17 protein-coding genes are annotated in these 20491 nt (G+C 71.0%); 10 read left to right on the forward strand and 7 right to left on the reverse strand.

Features of this window, described 5'->3' with window-relative positions; genetic code table 11:
- Positions 1 to 26: 26 nt before the first annotated feature.
- Together OM076_RS10780 and OM076_RS10785 are read left to right on the forward strand one after the other, a co-directional pair.
- Positions 27 to 1688, forward strand: coding sequence for a histidine kinase (locus tag OM076_RS10780; RefSeq protein ID WP_270039794.1), 1662 nt, complete (start codon positions 27 to 29; stop codon positions 1686 to 1688).
- An 88-nt stretch (positions 1689 to 1776) separates the two neighbouring features.
- Positions 1777 to 3684 (forward strand): alpha/beta fold hydrolase, encoded by a 1908-nt coding sequence (locus tag OM076_RS10785; protein ID WP_270039796.1) that lies wholly within the window; start codon positions 1777 to 1779, stop codon positions 3682 to 3684.
- Here the strand turns inward: OM076_RS10785 and OM076_RS10790 are convergent.
- The 3 genes from OM076_RS10790 to OM076_RS10800 form a co-directional block, all read right to left on the reverse strand.
- The gene (locus OM076_RS10790) at positions 3681 to 4817 is read right to left on the reverse strand and encodes a response regulator (RefSeq protein ID WP_270039798.1); all 1137 of its coding nucleotides are present in this window, start codon (positions 4815 to 4817) and stop codon (positions 3681 to 3683) included. The two genes, OM076_RS10785 and OM076_RS10790, sit on opposite strands and share 4 nt — an antisense overlap.
- Before the next feature lie 69 nt (positions 4818 to 4886).
- Positions 4887 to 5828, reverse strand: a complete 942-nt coding sequence (locus OM076_RS10795; RefSeq protein ID WP_270039800.1) for an HAD family hydrolase — start codon at positions 5826 to 5828, stop codon at positions 4887 to 4889.
- A 141-nt stretch (positions 5829 to 5969) separates the two neighbouring features.
- Complete coding sequence (locus OM076_RS10800) at positions 5970 to 8729, reverse strand: helix-turn-helix transcriptional regulator (protein ID WP_270039803.1); 2760 nt, start codon at positions 8727 to 8729, stop codon at positions 5970 to 5972.
- A 169-nt stretch (positions 8730 to 8898) separates the two neighbouring features.
- Here OM076_RS10800 and OM076_RS10805 point away from each other — a divergent pair, with 169 nt between their 5' ends.
- Positions 8899 to 10437: an MFS transporter gene (locus OM076_RS10805; protein WP_308214338.1), complete on the forward strand. Its 1539-nt coding sequence runs from the start codon at positions 8899 to 8901 to the stop codon at positions 10435 to 10437.
- Positions 10438 to 10567: 130 nt separating this feature from the next.
- Here OM076_RS10805 and OM076_RS10810 read toward each other — a convergent pair whose 3' ends face one another.
- Positions 10568 to 11383 carry an AraC family transcriptional regulator gene (locus OM076_RS10810; RefSeq protein ID WP_270039807.1) on the reverse strand — a complete coding sequence of 272 codons (816 nt, stop codon included), beginning with the start codon at positions 11381 to 11383 and terminating at the stop codon, positions 10568 to 10570.
- A gap of 77 nt (positions 11384 to 11460) precedes the next feature.
- Here OM076_RS10810 and OM076_RS10815 point away from each other — a divergent pair, with 77 nt between their 5' ends.
- The gene (locus OM076_RS10815) at positions 11461 to 12189 is read left to right on the forward strand and encodes an alpha/beta fold hydrolase (protein ID WP_270039808.1); all 729 of its coding nucleotides are present in this window, start codon (positions 11461 to 11463) and stop codon (positions 12187 to 12189) included.
- Between the two features lie 102 nt (positions 12190 to 12291).
- On the opposite strand, the gene OM076_RS10820 is transcribed toward OM076_RS10815, so the two are convergent.
- Complete coding sequence (locus OM076_RS10820) at positions 12292 to 12813, reverse strand: hypothetical protein (RefSeq protein WP_270039810.1); 522 nt, start codon at positions 12811 to 12813, stop codon at positions 12292 to 12294.
- Between the two features lie 223 nt (positions 12814 to 13036).
- Here OM076_RS10820 and OM076_RS10825 point away from each other — a divergent pair, with 223 nt between their 5' ends.
- Complete coding sequence (locus tag OM076_RS10825) at positions 13037 to 13633, forward strand: TetR/AcrR family transcriptional regulator (RefSeq protein WP_270039812.1); 597 nt, start codon at positions 13037 to 13039, stop codon at positions 13631 to 13633.
- Between the two features lie 10 nt (positions 13634 to 13643).
- On the opposite strand, the gene OM076_RS10830 is transcribed toward OM076_RS10825, so the two are convergent.
- Entirely contained in the window at positions 13644 to 15269 is a 1626-nt protein-coding gene (locus OM076_RS10830; protein WP_270039814.1) for a ferritin-like domain-containing protein, read from the reverse strand.
- Positions 15270 to 15460: 191 nt separating this feature from the next.
- On the opposite strand from OM076_RS10830, the gene OM076_RS10835 reads away from it, so the two are divergent.
- Both OM076_RS10835 and OM076_RS10840 read left to right on the forward strand, forming a co-directional pair.
- Positions 15461 to 16228 carry a hypothetical protein gene (locus OM076_RS10835; protein WP_270039817.1) on the forward strand — a complete coding sequence of 256 codons (768 nt, stop codon included), beginning with the start codon at positions 15461 to 15463 and terminating at the stop codon, positions 16226 to 16228.
- A gap of 4 nt (positions 16229 to 16232) precedes the next feature.
- Positions 16233 to 16658, forward strand: coding sequence for a PPOX class F420-dependent oxidoreductase (locus OM076_RS10840; protein WP_372518025.1), 426 nt, complete (start codon positions 16233 to 16235; stop codon positions 16656 to 16658).
- A gap of 47 nt (positions 16659 to 16705) precedes the next feature.
- Here the strand turns inward: OM076_RS10840 and OM076_RS10845 are convergent, their stop codons facing one another.
- Positions 16706 to 17188: a hypothetical protein gene (locus OM076_RS10845; RefSeq protein ID WP_270039819.1), complete on the reverse strand. Its 483-nt coding sequence runs from the start codon at positions 17186 to 17188 to the stop codon at positions 16706 to 16708.
- 239 nt (positions 17189 to 17427) lie between these two features.
- Between OM076_RS10845 and OM076_RS10850 the strand changes: the two genes are divergently transcribed.
- The 3 genes from OM076_RS10850 (at position 17428) to OM076_RS10860 (ending at position 20448) form a co-directional block, all read left to right on the forward strand.
- Complete coding sequence (locus OM076_RS10850) at positions 17428 to 18810, forward strand: sigma-70 family RNA polymerase sigma factor (protein ID WP_270039820.1); 1383 nt, start codon at positions 17428 to 17430, stop codon at positions 18808 to 18810.
- Positions 18811 to 18865: 55 nt separating this feature from the next.
- Complete coding sequence (locus tag OM076_RS10855; RefSeq protein WP_270039821.1) at positions 18866 to 20026, forward strand: MFS transporter; 1161 nt, start codon at positions 18866 to 18868, stop codon at positions 20024 to 20026.
- Between the two features lie 155 nt (positions 20027 to 20181).
- On the forward strand, positions 20182 to 20448 hold the full coding sequence (locus tag OM076_RS10860) for a hypothetical protein (RefSeq protein WP_270039822.1): 267 nt from the start codon (positions 20182 to 20184) through the stop codon (positions 20446 to 20448).
- Positions 20449 to 20491 lie beyond the last annotated feature (43 nt).

The following is a 20491-nucleotide window of genomic DNA, read 5'->3' on the forward strand; positions in this document are numbered from 1 at the left end:
GCAAGTGCGGGTGCGAGGATCGCGAGATGGATCGCCGGCGCGTTGTGGCGCTGCTCGCAGCGGGGCTCGTGGTGCTGGCCGTCGCCGCGGCCGCGCGGCATCCCGACCTCGCACCGGGCGGTGGGTCGCGGGCGGCGCTCGGGCTCCAGCTCGCGGCCGGCCTGGCGCTGGTCGCCGCCGCCGTGCACGCCGCTCGCCGCAACGAGCCCGCCGTGGCGACAGCGCTGCTCATCGCGGTGGCCGGGCTGGCGCTCGGGGTGCTGCCCGAGCCGCCGGAGAGCGCCGTGCTGTTCACGCTGGCGCTCGTCGGCGTGGGCCTCCCGGCGGCCGCCGCTGCGCACGCCGCGCTGCTGTATCCGGGCGGGCGCCCGGCGGGGGCGCTTGACCGCGTCGCCATCGGGTCGGGCTACATCCTGACGGCCGGGCTGCTCCGGGCGCTGGTCTTCGATCCGCCGCAGGCCGGCTGCTTCGACTGCCCGGACAACCTGCTGCTCGTGTTCGCCGACCCGGACGCGAGTGCCTGGCTGGAGCGCTGGACGCCGCGTGTGGCGGCGGCGACGGAGGTCGCGCTCGCCACGCTCGTCGCCGTGCGGTGGTTGCATCGTCCCGCGGCCGCGCGCGTACTCGCGGCACCGGTCTCCGCCGCGGCCGTCGTCGTGCTGGCGCTGGCGGCGATCGGCAATGTCCGCGGCGCACCGCTGTGGCTCGCCGCTTGCGCGGCCCTGGCGGCGCTCGCGGCGGGGTTTGCCTGGCGCCCGCTGCGGGCGCGGCGAGCCCGCGCGGTCCTGACCCGCATCGCTGTCACCGCCCCGGCGGGCGCGGGTGAGGTCGTCGACGCGCTCGGCCGTGCGCTCGATGACCCGGCGGTCGCGCTGCTGGTCCCGCATCCCGAGACGCGCGCGCCGATCACACCCGACGGCGCGCCGGCGGCGACCCACGCGCCGCCGGGACGGGCGCGCACCGCGGTCGAGCGCCGGGGAGAGATCGTCGCCTGGGTCGAGCATCGCGCCACACCGGACTCGCTCGCGCGCACGGTCGCCGCGGCCGGCCTGACGCTCGAGCGCGAGTCGCTGCGCACCGCCCAGCGCCTCCAGGCGCGCCAATTGCGTGAGTCGAGCCTGCGGCTCGTGACCGCCGGCGAGGCCGAGCGCCGGCGGTTGGAGCGCGACCTGCACGACGGCGCCCAGCAACGGCTGCTGGCGCTCGGCCTCGGACTGGCGCGGGCGCGGTCGACCACGGGTCGCGCCGCGGCCGAGGCCCTCTGGCTGGCCGAGGTGCGCGTCGCGGCGATCCGCGAACAGCTCCGTGAGCTCGCCCATGGCATTCACTCCGTCACGCTCGCCGAAGGCGGGCTCGCCGAGGCGGTGCTCGCGCTCGTCCAGGCGGCCGGTGGTGGTGTGGCGGTGGACGCGCTGCCCGAGCGGCGCTTCCCGGCCGCCGCCGAGGCGGCCGTGTACCGGCTGGTCGCGGCCAGCCTCGCGCTCGAGGGCGCGGTGGGCGTGCGGATCGCGATCGAGGCCCGCCCGAGCGAGCTCGACGCCGCGATCCGCGTGTCCGGCGTCACCTCCGCCGCGCTCTCGGAGGCCGTGGCCCACGCAGGGGCGCGGGTGTTCGCGGTCGGCGGGTCGCTCGCCGTCGCGGCCGTCGCGGAGGGTGCCGCCGTGCGCGCGAGCGTTCCGGACGCGTGACGCAATCGGGGTCCACCCCGAGGGCGAGGCGCGGATCCATGGGCATGCCCCGATGCGCCGTCCGCCGCTGCCGTCGATCGTCGACGCCATGTTGCTTTCACGTTCAGCGCTCGCCGCGACCGCGCTCTCCTGCGCCCTCGCCGCGCCGGCCGCTGCTGCACCCACCGCCGTGTTCGACACCTGCCCGCCCGAGGCCGAAGGCGCGCGCTGCGGGCACGTGGACGTACCGTTCGACCGCGCCGACCCGAGCGCCGGGACGATCGCGATCGCGTTCGAGCAGTACCTGCACACCGATCCGGGAGCGGCCGAGAGCGCGATCATCATCAACTTCGGCGGGCCCGGCGTCTCCACCATCGCGCTGCGCGACTTGGCACGCGGTTGGCGGGAGGTGCGCGACCGGTTCGACCTGCTGTTGATCGATAGCCGCGGCACCGGGCGCTCCGGCCTGGTCAACTGTCCCGACTACCAATCCGGCAACGGCCCGAGCCTGATCGCGCTGGGCGCGACGTGTGCGAGGCAGCTCGGCGCCTCCGCCGTCCGCTACTCGTCCGCCGACATCGCGAAGGACTACGACGCCGTGCGCGCGGCGCTGGGGTACGAGTTGGTCGACTTCGCGGGCACCTCCTACGGCGGCGTGAACGCCAACGCGTACGCGTCGCGCTTCGGGCGGCATCTGCGCTCGGTCGTGCTCGACGGCGGCGTCGAGCCTGCGATGGATCCCTTCGCCCGCGGGTACGTCGGCGTCCAGAAGATGCTCGATCGACTGCGGGCGATCTGTGCCCGTTCGCGCAACTGCGGCCGGTCGCCGCGCGAGGCCGCCGGCGCAGTCGGCCGCGTTCTCGACCGGCTGAGGCGCGCGCCGCTGCGGGGCACCGCACTCGACGCTCATGGCGGGTCGCACGAGCTCGACCTCGCACCCGGCGATCTGCTGGTGCACGTCGTCGACAACGTCGAGGGGTTCGGGCTCACGCAGGGGGAGTTCCCTGCCGCCGCGGACGCGCTCGAGCGCGGCGACGCCAAGCCGCTGCTGCGGCTCGCCGCCGAGGGCGACTTCCCGATCCCGGGCGACAGCGGCGACGTCAATTTCTATTCGCAGGCGGCGAACTCGGCGACCTACTGTCTCGACAATCCATGGCCATGGGCGGCGAGCGCCCCGCTCGCGTTGCGCAAGCTGCAGTGGGCGGCGGCGGTGGCGGCGACTCCGGACGCGCCGTTCGCCCCGTTCCGCGCCGAGGAGGTCATGTTCAGCCTCTACGGCATGTCGGACTTCTGCCTGCCGTGGCCTGGGACAGGGACGCAACTCGCCGTCGAGCCGGGGGCTCGCTTCACCAAGGCCCCGACGCTGATCCTCGACGGCGAGTTCGACGCGAACGTCGGTCGCGCCGAGGTCGTCGCGGCGCGCTTCCCGAACGCGACGCTCGTGCACTTCGAAGGACTCAACCACACCCCCGGAGGATGGTCTCAGTGCGCGCGCGACCTGCGGGACCGGTTCCTGCGGACGCTGACCATCGGCGACGCGACGTGCGCGGACTCCGCCACGTTCGACAACCCGGCGGTCACCGCGTTCCCGCGCCGCGCCTCCGAGTCTCCGGCCGCGACGGCCGGCCCTGGCAACCGCGGCGATCTGCGGCTCGCGCGCGTCGCGGCCGACGCCACCATCGACGCGTTCAAACGCGGCATCCTCAATCGGTTCAGCGGCGGCGACGGCACGGCTCCCGGCCTGCGCGGCGGCAGCGTCCACGCCGACGGTGACGAGCACTGGACCGCGACCTTGGACGGCATCCGCTGGACCGACGACGTCGCGGTCAGCGGGACGCTGCGCTGGTCGTTCGACGGCGGCCCGTTCGAGGCCGACCTGCGGGTCGACGGCCCAGGCCGCAACGACGGCACGCTGCACTTGGCCGGTGGCTTCCTGATCCACGGCGCCCCACGCTCGATCGCGATCACCGGAACGCTGACCGGCCGGCGCGTCGTCGCGAGCGTTCCCTCCAACTAGCCCGGTCGAGCGGCCTGCAGGTAGGCGAGGACCGCCGCGACCCGGCGGTCCTCGCCCTCGGTCTCACGCAGGCCGAGCTTGAGGAAGATCTGGCCGATGTGGGTCTCGACCGTCTTCTGCGTCACCACGAGCAACTCGGAGATCGCCCGGTTCGAGCGCCCCTCGGCCACGAGCGCGAGTACCTGTCGTTCGCGATCGGTCAACTCGTCGATCCGCGCGAGCGCCGAGGCGCGCGCGACCAAACCCTCGGCGACGGCCGCGTCGATCACGCACCCACCGTCGGCGATCCGATCGAGCGCGTCGAACAGCACACGCGAGTCGGTCACGCGGTCTTTGAGCAGATACCCCGTCCGGGCCGGGTTGGCGTGCGCCACGCGCAGCGCGTAGCGAGCATCGAGGTGCTGAGACAGGACCAGCACCCCGACCTCTGGAAAGCGCGCGCGGATCCGCTCGGCGGCGACGAGCCCCTCGTCGGTGAACGTCGGCGGCATGCGGATGTCGACCAGTGCGACGTCCGGCAGGTGGCGTTCGACCTCCTCGTGCAATCCCTCCGAGTCGCTGGCCGTCCCGGCGACCTCGATGCCGTGAGCGCGCAGCAGCGCCGACACCCCGTCCCGCACGAGCGCCGCGTCGTCGGCGATCACGACTCGCAGCACGCGCCTGTGGTGATCGCCCCAGCGCACCTCGTTGATCACCATGCGGCCGGCGAGGCCCGGCAGGCTCACTTCGCGATCCTCCCCGAACCGCAGAGCCGCGTCGTCGGCGATCAGTTGCCGGACGAGCGCGGACGCCAATATCTGTCCCGGGCCTGCGAGGCGCGCCAGTCGTGCGGCCTGCTGGACCGCCGCGGCGTCCGTGCCATCGGCGCCGCGGACCTCCCCGGCATGCACCCCGAGCGCCAGCCCTGCCGCCGTCTCCTGCGCCTCCTGAACCGCCACCGCGCAGCGAACCGCCTCGGCCGCGCTCCGGAACGCGACCGCCGTACCACTCGCGGTCTCGCCCACCCGGAAGCCGCCGTGGCGCTGCACCGTCCCGGACCATGCGCGAACCGTCGCATCCCCGCTCCAGCCCGAGCGCTTGCGCTCGGCCACCAGCACGGTGTACGTGCCGTCCTGAAACGCGCCGCGCGGCATCTCAACGCGAGCCTATCCGGTGGACACGAGTCGTCCGGAGAATGCCAACGCGATGCTGCGCTCCCAGTCTTAGAAGACCGTGGCCCAGTCGTCCTTGACGCTGACCACCGTCCAGCGATCCGCGGTCGCCTGCTCGAGCGCCTGCTCGGCGCCGGTGGTGTAGGCGAATTCGCGCGCGGCGTCGTCGTGCAGGACGAGCAGACGCAGAAACGGCTTGTCGGGATGCTGGCTGAACTGCAGCATCGGGATGTCGCCGTTGGAGTTGCCGGCGGCCAGCAGCGGCCGGCGACCGACCCGGCTCCAGATGCGGATCGGCTTCTCCGGGCCGTCGTCGAGGTAGTCGGGTTCTGGCGCGTGCGTGATCGTGCCGCCCGACTCGTTGCCCGTGTAGTGCAGCACCGCGGTGCTGCCGATCACGCGCTCGCGGGGGATGCCGTACACCTCGTCGCTGATCGGCCGCATGAAGTCGCGCCCGCCTCCCGAGACGATGTAGTTGGTGAACTCGTTGGCCTCCAGATAGGCCAGCAACTCGACCATCGGGGCGTAGGCGCACTCCAGGTAGCCCCTGCCGAGCGTCGGATGCTGCGCGCTGTGCAGGAACGCGCCCGCGCTCGCCTCGAAGTCCTCGACGCTGATACCGGCGTACGCAGCGAGGATCCCGCCCGCGAGGACGCGCACGTTCGTGTCGTCGCCTGCGTAGTGCTCGGCCATCAGGGCGCCGAGCCAGTGGTAGTCGCGTTCGTAGGCGGCCTTCCAGGGCTGGCGGGCGCGCAGGGACTCATCGGCCTCCGCCATCTCCACGAGCCGGCGCAGAATGAAGTCGAGCTGGATCGGCATCGGCTGCTCGCACCAGAGGGTGCCGTCGTTGTCGAACACCGCGATGCGCTCCGGCACCGGCACCGGTTCCGAGCCGTCGGTCCCAGTGACTGCGGCGACGAACTCGAGGACTGCGTTCCGCGCCAGCCCATCGTGCCAGCTCGCCAGGGCGGTCGACGATTCAAGGGTGGACATGGCCGGACCGTACAGTCGTGCCGACGCGGCTTCGTCATCCCAACCGGATGACGCCGCGGGCGTGGTATGCGCCGGTGCCGACCTCCCGGACGAGTCGGTCGTGCGTGCCGGCGTTGCCGAGGACCAGCCACCGCAGCCTCGCTAGTCGGTGTGTGCGCCTGGCTGAAGCGAGTGCTGTTTGAGTTGGTGGCGGGATTTGATTCCGAGCTTGCGGAACGTTTTGCGGAGGTGGTAGTCGACGGTGCTGGGGCTGATGAACAGCTGCGCCGCGATTTCCTGGTTCGTGGCGCCCCCTGCTGCGAGCCGGGCGATCTGTGCTTCCTGGGGGGTCAGATCGTCGCGCGTCTCGACGGACCGTTTCCGCGCGTGCTCGCCGGTCGCCTCGAGCTCGACCCGGGCGCGCGCGGCGAACGCTTCCATGCCGAACTCCGTGAACCGCTCGTGGGCGGTGCGGAGCTGCTCACGAGCATCGAGTCGGCGGCGCTTGCGGCGCAGCCATTCGCCGTAGACGAGGTGGGCGCGGGCGAGCTCCACGCGGACGCGGGTCCGCTCGAGCCGCTGGATCGCCTCGCGGTAGAGCGACTCGGCGGCATCGCCCTCGGTCAGCAGCGCTCGCGAGCGGGCTTCGACGCCGAGCGCCCAGTCGGTGCCACTGGCGCCGGTGGTCTTGGAAAGCTGGGCGAGGGCGTCGACCGCGAGCTCGGCCTTCCCGCTTCGGGCGGCCGCCTCGATCAGCTCGACCGATCCCCAGTGACGCCACCACGAGGCGTGTGTGTCCTCGGCGGCCTGCTGCGCCGCGGCGAGCGCCTCCTCGTAGCGGCCCAGGCCGTTGTCGAGCACGGCGGTCACCCAGTGAATGAATGTCAGCCCTCCCTGTCCCTCGCCGCGACGCACGACCTCCCTTGTCGTGGCCTCGATCAGCTGGGCGGCCTCGGCTTCGCGGCCGTGGAAGGCGACATGCGCCAGCCCGACGTACGGCGCGAGGCTCGCGCCCGTCACCTCGTTGACCGCTGCCACTTCCTCGAGCAGCGAACTGGCCAGGGCGAACTCCCCTGCGAACAGATGCATCGCCGAGCGTGTCGCCAGTGCCAAGGGGAACCCGCTCAGCGCGCCGGCGTCACGCGCCAGCTGGACGAAGCGCGCCGACAGCACATCCCACGTCTCGTCGTCCCACAAGAGTGCCGCCACACGGGAAGCGAGCGACAGCCACCGACGCCCGTCGCCTCGGGAGACGTCCTCGTCTCGGAAGGCATTGACCGCCATCCGCAACGTCGGTGTTCCCGCGGCGTATCCCTCGGTGATCAGCAGCCCCAGGCCATCCAGCAACAGGTCAGACGCTTGCGGAGGCTGCGACGATCTCGGCGCCGATCTGGCTGCCCGCGCAGTCTCCAACACACTCTCGTCACTGGCGAGGATGCCGGGGAAGAACACGGCGGTAAGCGCTTCAAGATAGGTGTCACGAGCGAGCCGCTGATCGAGTGGTTCGAGCCGCTTGGCGGCCTTCAGCAACAGCGGTTGAGCATCGCCACCGCGGCCCAGCGAGAATGCGATCTGACCGCGCAGTAGGTCGACTCGGGCGCGCTGGAGCTCGTTGAGCGGTCCGGATTCGGCGATGTTGACGAGTCGCAGTGCGGAGTCAAACGCGCCGGCTTGGTGTTTTGCCTGTGCTGCCGCGAGCGCGCGTGCCGCGCGGTGCGAGGGCTCGGGTGTCAGGACGGCCGCTCGTTCTAGAAACGCGGCTGCTGCCGCCAATCCTCCGCGCGCCTGAGCACGGCCGGCTGAGCGCTCAAGCTCAGACGCGACGTCCTCGTCGAACCGCGGCGTCGCTTGGGCAAGATGCCAGGCGCGGCGATCGGGATCGACCTCGGGATCGGTGGCGTCGGCCAACGCGCGATGCGCGGCCCGTCGTTGATCCGGCGACGCCGCGCGATACACCGCGGAGCGGACCAACGGGTGACGAAAGGTCACCCGGGCGTCGATCGCGAGCAACCCATCGGTCTCCGATGCTGCCGTGACGGCGATCCCGAGCCGGTCGGCCGCCCGCCACACGAGCACCGGGTCGCCGACCGGCTCTGCCGCCGCCACCAACAACAGCCGCTGAGTATCCGCCGGGAGCCCCGCGAGCCTGCGGCGGAAGCTGTCCTCGATCCGCCCCGACAGCCCTGGCGCGTCCAGCAAACCGAACCCGCCCGCCAGCTCAGCCGGGGTCAACCCCCGCGGCAACTCCAACAACGCCAGCGGATTGCCGCGCGTCTCGGCGACGAGCCGGTCCCTCACCCCCGCATCCAACGGAACCCGGACCGCCGAGCTCAACAGCGCCCGCGCGTCACCATCCGGCAGCCCCTTGACCGCCAGCTCCTGAAATCCCTGGAGCTCATCGCCCGGCTCGCGCGTCACCAACACCAGCGCGACCGACTCCGCCAAGAGCCGCCGCGCAACGAACACGAGCGCCTGCGCCGAGGCCCGATCAAGCCACTGAGCATCGTCAATCACGCACAGAAAGGGCTGCTCCTCGGCCACCTCCGCCAGGAGGCTCAGCACCGCCAACCCCACGAGAAACCGATCCGGAGCGTCCCCCGCCCGCGACCCGAACGCAACCTGCAGCGCATCCCGCTGAGGCGCAGGAAGCCGGTCCAGCCGGTCCAGCAGCGGCGCGCACAACTGCTGCAAGGCCGCGAACGCGAGCTCCATCTCCGACTCCACACCAACCGCCCGCGCAACCCGAAACCCCGAGGCCGACCCGATCGCAGACTCCAACAGCGCCGTCTTGCCAACCCCTGGCTCGCCGCTGACTACCAACACCCGGCTCTGCCCGCGACGCACCGCTTCGAGCAGCCGCTCCAGCGCCTCGCGCTCGACGCGCCGGCCGTGCAACACCTCCGCCGGCCCCTCGCTGACCATGCAAGGCCGACGATACCGGGCCTGACCCGCACTACGAGGGAGGACTACGCGTCGCGTGATTCGATAGCCGGTCGTCACTGCGACGGTCGAGGCTCCCAAGCGAAGGAGCGATATGACACGCAGCAGAGCCCCGTTTCGTCGCGGTTACGGCCACCCGTGGCTGACGCTGGTGGCAGCTGCCTTCGGCCTGTTCATGATTGGCCTTGACGGCACGATCGTGGCGGTCGCCAACCCGACCATCGGGCATCACTTCCACGCGAGCCTGGCGGACTTGCAGTGGGTCACAAACGCGTACCTGCTGGCGCTGGCGGTCACCCTGATCAGCGGCGGCAAGCTCGGCGATCAGCTCGGACGCAAACGCATCTTCCTGATCGGAACGGCCGGGTTTGCGCTCGCGTCTTTGGCTTGCGGCCTGTCCACTTCACTTGGCGAGCTGATCGCGTTTCGTGCTGCGCAGGGTTTGTTCGGCGCGATGATGGTGCCCCAGACGCTTGCGATCCTCCGCGCGACCTTCCCGATCGAAAAGCTTGCCGTGGCAATCGGGCTGTGGACAATGAGCTCGACGATCGGGATCGCGTCGGGGCCGATCGTCGGGGGGGTGTTGATCAGCCACGCCAGCTGGCGCTGGATCTTCCTCGTCAACGTTCCCGTCGCCGTCGTGTCGATGCTTGTCGGGACCTGGGTGATCCGCGAATCCCGCGATCAAGCAGAGGGCCGGCGGTTTGACCTGCCCGGGATCGCCTTGCTCACCGGCACGCTGTTCACCCTCCTTTGGGGGCTGATCGACGCCGAGAAGCGCGGATGGGGTCACTTCACCCCGATCGCGTGGCTGATCTCCGCGGCATTGCTGCTGGTTCTGTTCGTCGTCTGGGAGATCCGCGAGGAGCGCATCCGCCAGCCGCACATCCCCCTCAGCCTGTTCCGCTCCGCGCAGTTCTCCGCCGGCGTCGTGATGGCGCTGGCCGTGCTCATGGGCTACTACTCCGTGCTGTTCTTCGTCACCCTCTACTTCCAGCGGGTGCACGGCTATACCGCCAGCCAGACCGGAGTCCGGCTGTTGGCGCTGACCGGGGTGATGGGGATCAGCGCTATCGCGGGGAGCCGCGCAGTGGCCAAGATCGGACCTCGCGTCCCGCTGCTCGTCGGCGCTCTGCTGAGCGCTGCGGGACTTCTCGGCCTCTCCCGCCTGGGCCCACACACCTCATTCAGCTCGATCTGGCCATTCCTGGCGCTCGTCGGACTCGGCTTCGGTCCCGCCCAGACCGCATTCGCGCGAGCGATCGTCGGTGGAGCACCCCCCGGTCAAGCAGGGATCGCCGGCGGCATGACGAGCACTGCGGTCCAGGTCGGCGGGATGCTCGGGCTCTCCGTGCTCGGCTCGGTCATCGTCAGCCGCGTCACCTCGACCTTGCCCGACAAGCTGACACGGGCGGGTGTTCCCAGCCAGCTGGTCGACCAGCTCCAAGGAACCGGCCGCAGCATCGCCCAAGGCATCGTCCCGATCCCAAGAGGCCTTTCGGCGAGCACCGCTCAGGCGATCACCAAGGGCGACCTGCTGGCATTCACCGCCGGGCTCGACGCCGCGATGGCGATCGCCGCCGCGATCGTCTTCGTGACCGGAATCGTGGCCTTCGTGGCTGTGGGGATCAGCGCCCGGGCGACCCGCGTCGCATCAGGCGCCCGCCGGCCGTGGCCGTTGAGAGCCTGATGCCGGCTGGGTCGTGCGGTCGTGGACGAGGCTGACCAGGATTGCGAAGACGGCGATCGCGAGTGAGACGAGGCCGGCGCCGGTCGAGATCCCGGCGGATGCTCCGATCACGATCGAGCGGCCGATCAGTTCACGTCGGTGGTGAAGTGGTCTGGAGACTGGTTCGGTAGCGGCCCGGGGTGGTCCCGATGAGGTTGGTGAACGCTGCGATGAAGCTGCTGGGGTTGGCCCATCCGCAGGCGTAGGCGGTTCGGGTGGTGTCGTGTCCTTCGCCGAGCAGCACGAGCGCGTGGTAGATGCGTAGCTGCGTGCGCCACTCGTAGAAGGTCATGCCGAGTTCGTTGCGGAACAGCCGGCTGAGGGTGCGGGTGCTGGCGCCGATCGTCTTGCCGAGTTCGGCCAGCGTGGCGTTGTCCGCCGGCGTCTCGTACAGCATCCGGGTAATGGCTTGCAGTCGGTCGTCGCGTGGGTCCGGTAGGTGCAGCGGCTGTTCGTGTGCTTCGCGGAGTTCATCGACGAGGACTCGAACGAGACGAGAGCGCGCGGCGCGGTCGTAGCCGGGCGCGGCGTCGTCGTAGTTGCGGGCCCCGGTCAGCGCGAGCAGGACCTCGCGGGCGAGGTCGGAGGCCAGGAACACGGCGGGATGGTCCGGTATGAGCCGGGCGAGCGACGGCGCGAGAAAGACGATCCGCATATCGGTGTCGCCGTGGGCGCGGTGGTAGTGCGTGAACCCGGCGGGGGTCCAGGCGACCCGGTTGGCGGGCACGATCGAGGTGCCCCGCTCGGTGTGAACTGCCAGGACGCCGCTGGCTGCATAGACCAGGTGTCCCCGTGCATGCGACTGCACGTCGCTTGCTTCGCCGGATGGCCAGAGGTGACGCCCGCCAGACGGCCAGACATGTGACGTCACAGCGCCGATCGGGCGAGATTGGCGGCGAACGGGCATCAGATGGCAACGTATCGGTAGTCAGCCACACCCTGATCCGGTGAGATTTCCGCACTCTGAGAAAGGAAGAGAAACGCATGACGACGTTCGTTCTCGTGCCCGGCGGATGGCACGGCTCCTGGTGCTTCGAGGCGGTGGTTCCGCTGCTGGAGCGTGCCGGCCACACCGTTCACGCCCTGACCCTGACCGGTCTGCGACCAGACGACGACACCACGACGGTCGCGACCGCCAACCTCGACACCCACGCCGACGACGTATTGGCGCTCTTCGATCGCGCTCACATCACCGACGCGACGCTGGTCGGCCACAGCTACGCCGGGATGGTGATCGCGGCTGCCGCCGATCGCGCTGACGGCCGGGTCTCGCGACTGGTGCATCTTGACGCCTACGTACCGCGCGACGGCGACTCGTGCTGGTCCTCGACGAGCGACGAGTACCGGGAGGTGTTCCGCGCTGGTGCCGCCGCCACCGGCTACTCCGTCGACCCGCCGTTCCGCCCAGGCCGGCCGGGCGGCGGCGATCCTCGCCGCCGTCCCCATCCCCTCGCCTCGTTGCTGCAGACGATCCGGCTCACCGGCGCCGTGGCGCAGGTTCCTCGGCGCGACTTCATCTACTGCTCCGGATGGGAGGAGGGCACGCCCTTCGCTGAGCTCCGCACCCGACTCCAAGCTGATCCCGGCTGGCAGGTCCACGACCTCCCCACCGCTCACAACGCGATGCGGGAGGCCCCGGAAGCAGTGGCCGCACTGCTGCTCGACGAAGCCATCGCGGATGCTTCGACACACAGACGACAGGCCCGCCGTTAGGGCCGCACAAGCCCAGTTCGTCCGGCCCCGATCATCCATGCCGGGATCACCGCTGGAAGTCTGCGAACGCGCCGCGCGCGAGCACGACCGTCGGCTTGGCGGCTACCGGGCGGCTTGCGGCGCCGTCCGGCTGCGGTAGGCCCAGAGCAGGAACAGCACGGCGCCGAGCGCCATGTAGCCGGCGACGCCGGCGAGGTGGGCGTCGTGCGAACCCGAGGACGCGATGAAGCTGAGGCCGGCGATCGTTGACAGCCCGCCGCTCACGATCATCGGGAGCTGGCGGCCCTCCGTGCGACGGAGGTGGACGGCGACGCCGAGCTGGATCGCGCCGGACACGGCCGCCCAGGCGCCGAAGGCTGCCAGCGTCGCGCCGGCGTCGGAGCCGAAGGCCGCTGCGCCGATCGCGGCGACCGCGAGCGCGCTGATCGCGGCGTTGATGCGAAGCACGCGTGCGGACGCGTCGGTGCGGAGCGCGCCGGCGATCGAGGCGACGACATCGATCGCGGGGTAGGAGGCCAGCAGGACGGCGGCCCCGGTCGGCACATCGGAGCTGGTGGTCGGCACCTCGTCGCCGACAGCGATCACGAGCGCTGCCGCCCACACGAGAGCGAGCAGGGCACGCACGATCGCGATCCGCCGCGGGGAATCCCGCGATCGCGAGGCGTCGGGCGCTACCGGGTCAGCGGCAGGGAAAGCAGACATGGCCACGGTCCTTCTTGGTCGTGGGTGAAGTTGGGTTGTGACGGCGCCTTGAGAAGAGAGAGCGCTCGTTCTCTCCAAGCGAAGCACAACTCTCAGAAACCGTCAAGAGCGAGCGTTCTCTCTCTTCGTCTATAGTCAGACGACGATGCGGATCGCCGACCTCCCACCAGCGAAGGACTCAGCGGCCCGCGAGCGCCTGCTGGAGGCGGCCGCGCGGATCTTCTACGCCGAGGGCATCAACACCGTCGGCGTCGCCCGGATCATCGAGGAGGCGGGCGTGACCTTGGCCACCTTCTACCGCCATTTCCCCAGCAAGCAGGACCTGGTTCTCGCCTATCTCCAACGCGTCCACGACGACTTCAGCGCCCGCGCCGCAGCCGCGCGAGAGGCCGCCAAAGATCCCGGCGACATGCTCAGGTTGATCGGGAACAACATCACCGCGCAGCTCCTCGAACCCGGCTTTCGTGGCTGTGCGTTCATCAACGCAGCCTCGGAGTTCGAGGATCCGGAAGGGCCGATCATGCGCGCCGTCCTCACCCACCGCGCGTGGTTTCATGACCTCGTCCGCAACGCGTTCGCCTCCGCCGGGCACCCACACCCGGACCTCGCGGCCGGTCGCTACGTGATGCTCCGCGACGGGGCGACGACAGCCGGACATCTCGGCGACCCCTCGCAAGCTCGCGAGACCTTCGACTGCAGCGTCGCCGAACTGTTGCGCTTCATCGACGAGCCCGCCGTTTAGCGCAGCGGCATCACGTGGGTTTGCCGGCGTCGATCCAGCGTCGGAAGGCGGCGACGTGCTCGGCGGGCCAGGCGCCGTCGCACGGCATCGTCCCGGCGTCGAGCCGGGCGAGGATGGCGTCGGCATGGGCCGAGACGTCGTCGGGCGACCAGAGGTCGAAGGCGTAGCGCATCGCGTTGCGGTCGCGCTCTCGAAACAGTGGCTTGATGTCTTCCTCGAACAGCATCGGCTTGTCCTTTGTCGTGATTGCGGCCGTCCCGTCGCCGTCGGTGGCGAAGCGGCTCGTCGCGCCCCAGTCGGCGAAGTGCCTGGAGAGTGAGTCCGCCACGGCGGTCAGCGCGCGCTCGGCCGGTCCGAGTGCGTTCGCGACGTCGGCCGGCGCGCCGTCCGCGACGGCGCTGCAGAAGCTCGCGGCCTCGCGCACGCGTTCTTCGAGCAGCACCCAGGCGGACTCGCGGTGCGGCAGGAGGTCGTCGTCCTCGTAGAAGAGCTCGAAGCTCGGCCCGGCGGTGCGGCCCGGGTGCTCCGGTCCGACCGGCAGCGTGGTGATCAGGTCGCCGAGCGGTTTGAGCACGCCGGCCATCAGGGTCACCGCCGCGTTGGCCAGCGTCCCGAGTTGCGCGTCGGTCTCTTCCGTGTGGGCGAAGTAACGCTCCAGGATCTGCAGGAGGATCTCGTAACTGACGTTGAACAGATCCGTGCAGCGCGCCGTCGTGCGATCGCCGATGAGCGGGATCGAGTCGTCGTGTTCGCTGCGGCGCACGGTCGCGAACTGCACCGGCCGGACCGGGTCGAACGCGGGATTGGCCTCGAGCATCGCGCGGTACTCCTCGAGGATCCGGACGAACTCGCCGAAGTGCGCGGCTTCCCAATGCCCGCGCGCCCCCTCGCCCTGCTCGAGGATCGTGTCGAGCGCTTGCTGGGCCGACGCGAGGTCGGTCACGGCGACGAGCTCGGGCCACTGGAAGTCCGCGCTCGTCGCCTGCGCGCGTGGCGGTCCGACGAACAGGTGGCGCTCGCCGAACTTCTCCGCGAGGCGGGCCAGCCCGTGCTCGATCGAGCGATACAGGTGCCCGACGGTCGCGAAGTCCTGCAGCTGGGGGACGATGTCGCCTTCGGCCGGTAGCGGCACGGCTTCGCGCAGGGGCGCGTCGATGCCTTGGGCGCCTTCGAGCGCCATGCCCTCGGGTCGCTCGAGGAACATGAAGTGCTGGAGCGCCGGCTCGCCGAACGGCACCAGCGCGAGGTTCACGCCGGCGGGATAGTGGCGCGCGGGCGCGGGCAGGTTCGGCCGCGTGAGATGCGGCGCGGCACCGATCGCGGCGAGGACGTTCTGCACGAGCGCGAGGTGCAGCATCTCCTCGGCGGCGACGTGCGCGATCGTGCGCCGCCAGCGGATGACCGCTTCCAGCTCCTCCGGCGTGAGCCCTTCGTCCGCGCGCTGCTTGAGCGAGAACGCCGCGAACAGGTATTGGCACATGATCCCGTGCTCGAGCTCGGCGGCCTGGCAGAGCATGTAGACGAGCGCCTCGCGATGCTCGATCACGAACGGCGCCTCGGGCTCCGCCCGCCCGCCACGCGTCGCCAGCAGCTCGGCGAGGCGACCGCGCCCGGCGTTGACGCTCGGGTCAGTCATTGAGGACCACACAACGCAAAGACCGGGCGACACGCTGGTCTGTGACACCGCTCATCCTCGCCAATCCTCAGTTGGGCACCAAAATCCTCCCGCCCGGAGGGACTTGCGAAGCCTTGACGTACTAGTACGCGTCGTCCTGAGGAGGCACCATGGCAAGAGCAAGGCTGATCGCGGCGGGTACGACGCTGCTAGTGCTGGCGGCGGTCCCGCTGGCGGGCGCAAAGCCGAATGACCGGGTGAGCGCCAACGCCGCGGCAGTGGCGGCGGGCGATCCGATCCGCGCCGAAGTGCGCAACGGCACGACGGGCAAAGAGACCGAGATCATCGGCGCGTTCAACGCGACGACGGGCAGCAAGGGCGGCTACGTGACGCGCCAGTCCAACACGCAAACCGGCTCCAAGGCCGGCGGCGGCGCGATCTACGGCTGCCGAGGCGCGGCGGGCGGCACGGCGTCTGGCTCGGCGCCCTGCCTGCGCGCGTCGAACCTGGCCGAGGGCTTCGCGTTCGAGTTCGTCGGCGCAGGCGACGTGGTCGGGCAGATCTTGGTCGGCGATGGCAAGACGGCCAACTCGAAGGCGAAGCCGTTCACAACCAACGCGACAGGCGTGGCGACCGGCCTGAACGCCGACCAGGTGGACGGCAAGAGCGCCTCGGACATCGCGGGCGGCGTCTCGGTCGGCGGAGTCCACGTCGAGGCCGACGGGCGCCTCACGGCCGCGATCAACCGCCGCGGCAGCACACCGACCGTGAGCAGGACGGGTACGGGCCAGTACACCGTTACCTTCCCGGGCTTCACCGCCTCCGGGGACGCGCTGCCGCAGGTCACGATCATCGGTGACCAGTTCGGCGTCGTGCGCGCCGATACCCAGAACGGTGCCGTCCGAGTGTTCACCGCGAATGTCGCCGGTCAACCCGAAGATCGCGGCTTCGCGCTGACGCTGTTCGACACTGTCCCCTGACACGATGCGCAAGATGACCGAGCAGGAATGGCGCGCGTTCGTCATGGACGGCACGCGTACGGCCAAGGTCGCCACCACGCGCAAGGACGGCAGGCCGCATGTTGTGCCGGTGTGGTTCGTGCTCGACGGCGAGGACGTCGTGTTCACCACCGCCGCGACCTCGGTCAAGGGCGCAACGCTCCATCGTGATCGGTACGCATGCTTGTGCGTCGATGACCAGACGCCCCCATTCAGCTTCGTCATGGTCGAGGGTCCGGTCGAGTTGAGCTCCGACCTTGAGGAACTGCGCCGCGTCGCGACCCGGATAGGCAGGCGCTACATGGGACACGAGCGAGCCGAGGAGTTCGGGGCGCGCAACGCCGCCGAGGGTGAGTTGCTGGTCCGGCTTCGGCCGACACACGTGTTGGCCGAGGCTGATCTGACCGAGTAGGGCGAGCTGCTGCGTCGCCGCTGGTGCTCGTGTGCGCCGGGCGCGCGTCAAGGGCCGTGGCGTGAATCGCCCTGGCCCGCCTCGGGCTCGAGCGCGGCGACGACCTCGCGCGCGGCCCGAACCAGACCATGTGCGTCACGGTTGACGTGCAGCGGCCCGCCGCCGTCGCCGAGCAGCACACGCACGCGCGCGACGCCGCGAGCGTCCACCGCTTCGGGCCGCTCGAGGCGCTCCGCCAGCGCAAGGAGCTCTGCGCCGGCCCGCGCGACCTGGGCGCCTGGCCATCGGGCCGGCGGCTGGGACGGCCGTCGTGCGCTTTCGACGATGCCCCGCAGCGTGCGCGCGAGCTGCCGGCGCGCGGTCGGCGAGATGAGCCGGCGCGCGTGCAGCGTCAGCGCGACATCGGACTCCGGGACGGCGCCCCCGGCCAGCGCCCGGTCGAGCGCGGCGACGCGCAGACGCGCGCTGACCCGCGCCCCGAGGGTTACTCGCTGCAGGACGCTGCCTCCACGCGGCAGGTCGACGATCACCACACTGCCTGCTCGTCGTCGCTGAACACTCGCACCAATCACGTCGACACGAGAGTCTGCCCACCCGGATGAGCGCGCGGATCGGGAATCCTGTCCCTCTTCTACGGACGCAGATACCCACGCGACGGCGCCGAGACCTTACGGGTCGACGAGTCGAGCGAGCGGCTGTGTGCTCGTAAGCAGCGAACGTGGGGTACTACCCACCTTGTGAGAGGTCGCGCGTTGCGTAGCGGTGTGAGATGACTGCGGTCCCGGCCACGCTCCGGATCAGACGCGAGGGCACTCTGCGCTTGCGCGCGGCGCGTGGGGACGGGCCCGCTTTCGCCGCGATCTACGCGCGCCATCACCAGGCGTTGTATCGCTACTGCCGCTCGATCCTGCGCCACGACGAGGACGCCCAGGACGCGCTGCAGAGCACCATGATGCGCGCGTTCGCGGCGCTTCAGGACGAGCAGAGGGACTTCGAGCTGCGCCCGTGGCTATTCCGGATCGCCCACAACGAGGCGATCACGATCCTGCGCAGGCGGCGCGAGACCGACGAGCTCGACGAGCAGCCGGCGCCCGGCGACCTGGAGGACCGTGTAGCGGACCGCGAGGAGCTGCGGCTGCTGCAGCTCGACCTCGCCGACCTACCCGAGCGCCAGCGCGCGGCACTGATACTGCGCGAGCTCAATGGCCTCAGCCACGCCGAGATCGGCGTCGTGCTCGAGCTCTCGCCCGGCGCGGTCAAGCAAGCGATCTTCGAAGCGCGCTCCGCGCTCTTCAGCTTCCGCGAGGGGCGCGAGATGGCCTGCCACGACATCCGCAGCATGCTCTCCGACGGCGATGGCCGCGTCCTGCGCGGGCGCGGCGTCCGCGGTCACTTGCGCGAATGCACGGACTGCCGGCGCTTCAAGGCCGACGTCGAGACGCGCCCGAAGGCGCTGCGCGCGCTCGCTCCGCCGCTGCCGGTCGGCGGCGCCGCGGCGCTGCTCGCCCAGATCCTCGGCGGCGGCGCCACGGCGGCCAAGCTCCTCGCGTGCATCGCGATCGCGGGCAGCGGAACGACGCTCGCCGTCGAGATGCAGCACGCGCGCGAACCCGTGCGGACGCCGACCGCCGAGACGCTCGCGCCGGCGAAGGCCAAGCCGCCCCACCGGCCGACTGCGGTCCTCCCGGTCGTGGCGAGCACCCCACAGCCGGCGAACGCAACGCCGACGGCGACCCGCGGGCCCGACGCGAAACCGGCGAAGGCCAAGGCAACGCCGGCCAGCGCGCGGTCGACGACACGCACGCCGCGCCGATCCAGGCCACGGCAGGTCGCGGTTCAAACGCCGGCGCCGGCGCCGACGAAGCCCGAGACCCAGCCCCTCGAGCCACGCGACGATGACGAACAGGTGACGCCGGCCCCCGAGAATCACGTCCAAGCTGACCGTGACGACGACCAGAAGGACGCCGCGAAGGAAGAGCGCAAGGCGTCCGAGCAGCACGACGAATCCGAAGCGACGAAGGCTCCGCCCGGGCAGCAGGACAGGGCCAACGCTTCCCCCGGGCAGGAGGAGAAAGCCAAGGTCCCGCCCGGCCAGCAGAAGAAGTCCGCCGATTCGGACGCTGAACATGGCGAGGCCGAAGACGCCGATTAGGCTCTGCCGCCGGATGGCGGCGTGCGGCGTGCGGGGTGACAGTTTGCGGAGGCCGATGTGGCCGTTGTACGCGGCCGGGTTCACCACCGCGTTCGGCGCGCACGGGATCGCCGCCAACCTCGGCGGCCTTTCCGAGGACACGGTCACCTCACTGCTCGTCCTCGGCGGGCTGCTCGCGCTCTATGACGGGGCCGAAGTGGTCCTCAAGCCCGTTTTCGGCACCCTCGCCGACCGCGTCGGCGCGAAGCCGGTTCTCCTCGGAGGACTGATCGCGTTCGCCGGTGCGTCGGCGCTGTACGCGGTGGCGGACCGCCCAGGCTGGTTGTGGGCGGCCCGGCTCGGCCAGGGCGCGGCGGCATCCGCTTTCTCGCCGTCGGCCTCTTCGATGGTCGCTCGTCTCAATCCGGCCGCCGGTCGCGGGCGAGCATTCGGCAGCTACGGCTTCTACAAGTCGATCGGCTACACGCTCGGTCCGCTGCTGGGCGGCGTGTTCGTGTGGGCGGGCGGCTTCCGCCTGCTGTTCACGGTGATGGCCATCTGCGCCGCCGCGGTCGCCGTGTCGGCGGCGTTGGTCGTGCCGGCGGTTCCGCCGCTGCCGCGCAGGCGCCAGACGCTGCTTGACCTCGCCCACCGGCTGTCGCACCGGTCCTTCCTCGTCCCGACCGCCGCGCTCGCCGCGGCCACCGCGGCGCTGTCCGTGGGCGTGGGATTCCTGCCCGTCTCCGGCGCCGCCGCCGGGCTCGGCAGCGTGGCCACGGGCGCCGCCGTCTCGGTCCTCGCCGCCAGCGCCGCGATCGTCCAGCCCAGAGCCGGCCGCGCCCTGGACGAGCGGCGCTTGAGCACCCGCACCGGCCTGCTCTCGGGCCTGCTGATCACCGCCACCGGGCTCGCGGCGGCGACGCTTCCGGGTGTGGCGGGGGTGCTGCTCGCCGCCGCGTTGATCGGCATCGGCACCGGGCTCATCACCCCACTTGGGTTCGCCGCACTGGCAGCGTCGACGCCGGAGGAGCGCATGGGACAGACGATGGGCTCCGCCGAATTGGGCCGCGAGCTCGGTGACGCCGGAGGACCGTTGCTGGTTGCCGGTGTCGCGACCGCCTCGACGCTGGCGACCGGCTACGCAGCACTCGCCGCACTGCTGGCCGCAGGCCCACTGCTCGCCCTGACCGTGCGTCCCCGCCGCAGGGCGAAGCCCGATCACCCGGAACCCGCGTGACCCGGCGAGCTCCGATTCATCCCTTCGGGATGACGAGAAAGGCGACGGGCCGCGCATAGGCTCGGCAGGTAGCTCACGATGACCGACGTTTCACGAAAGGATGCGCCGTGGCCGATCCAACCAGCGATACTCCGGTTCTCGACCTGGTCGCCAGCATGACCGCAGAATCGGTCGCTGCTTCGAGCCTGAGTCCGCAAGTGCTGATGGTGGCGCGCATCGCCGCGCTCGCCGCAGTCGACGCACCGGCGATCTCGTACGCGATGAACCTCGAGGCGGCGGGCAACGTCGGACTCGACGCCGACGTGGTGAGCGGCATTCTCGCCGCGGTCGCGCCGATCATCGGCACGCCGCGGGTGGCGTCCGCGATCGCCAAGATCGGGGAGGTGCTCGCGATCGAGCTCGAGAGCCAGCAGAGAGGCTGACGCAAAGCCTCCGCGGATCGCTTCGAGCGTCAGAACGGACAGC

The organism is Solirubrobacter ginsenosidimutans (genome assembly GCF_027587205.1).

Excerpts from the sequence above, each read along its gene's own strand:
- OM076_RS10830 (WP_270039814.1), bottom strand. The coding sequence starts at position 15,269 with ATGACTGACCCGAGCGTCAACGCCGGGCGCGGTCGCCTCGCCGAGCTG.
- OM076_RS10810 (WP_270039807.1), bottom strand. The coding sequence starts at position 11,383 with ATGCCCGTTCGCCGCCAATCTCGCCCGATCGGCGCTGTGACGTCACAT.
- OM076_RS10850 (WP_270039820.1), top strand. The coding sequence starts at position 17,428 with ATGACTGCGGTCCCGGCCACGCTCCGGATCAGACGCGAGGGCACTCTG.
- OM076_RS10780 (WP_270039794.1), top strand. The coding sequence starts at position 27 with ATGGATCGCCGGCGCGTTGTGGCGCTGCTCGCAGCGGGGCTCGTGGTG.
- OM076_RS10860 (WP_270039822.1), top strand. The coding sequence starts at position 20,182 with ATGACCGCAGAATCGGTCGCTGCTTCGAGCCTGAGTCCGCAAGTGCTG.
- OM076_RS10795 (WP_270039800.1), bottom strand. The coding sequence starts at position 5,828 with ATGTCCACCCTTGAATCGTCGACCGCCCTGGCGAGCTGGCACGATGGG.
- OM076_RS10825 (WP_270039812.1), top strand. The coding sequence starts at position 13,037 with ATGCGGATCGCCGACCTCCCACCAGCGAAGGACTCAGCGGCCCGCGAG.
- OM076_RS10785 (WP_270039796.1), top strand. The coding sequence starts at position 1,777 with ATGTTGCTTTCACGTTCAGCGCTCGCCGCGACCGCGCTCTCCTGCGCC.
- OM076_RS10815 (WP_270039808.1), top strand. The coding sequence starts at position 11,461 with ATGACGACGTTCGTTCTCGTGCCCGGCGGATGGCACGGCTCCTGGTGC.
- OM076_RS10800 (WP_270039803.1), bottom strand. The coding sequence starts at position 8,729 with ATGGTCAGCGAGGGGCCGGCGGAGGTGTTGCACGGCCGGCGCGTCGAG.
- OM076_RS10840 (WP_372518025.1), top strand. The coding sequence starts at position 16,233 with ATGCGCAAGATGACCGAGCAGGAATGGCGCGCGTTCGTCATGGACGGC.
- OM076_RS10790 (WP_270039798.1), bottom strand. The coding sequence starts at position 4,817 with ATGCCGCGCGGCGCGTTTCAGGACGGCACGTACACCGTGCTGGTGGCC.
- OM076_RS10855 (WP_270039821.1), top strand. The coding sequence starts at position 18,866 with ATGTGGCCGTTGTACGCGGCCGGGTTCACCACCGCGTTCGGCGCGCAC.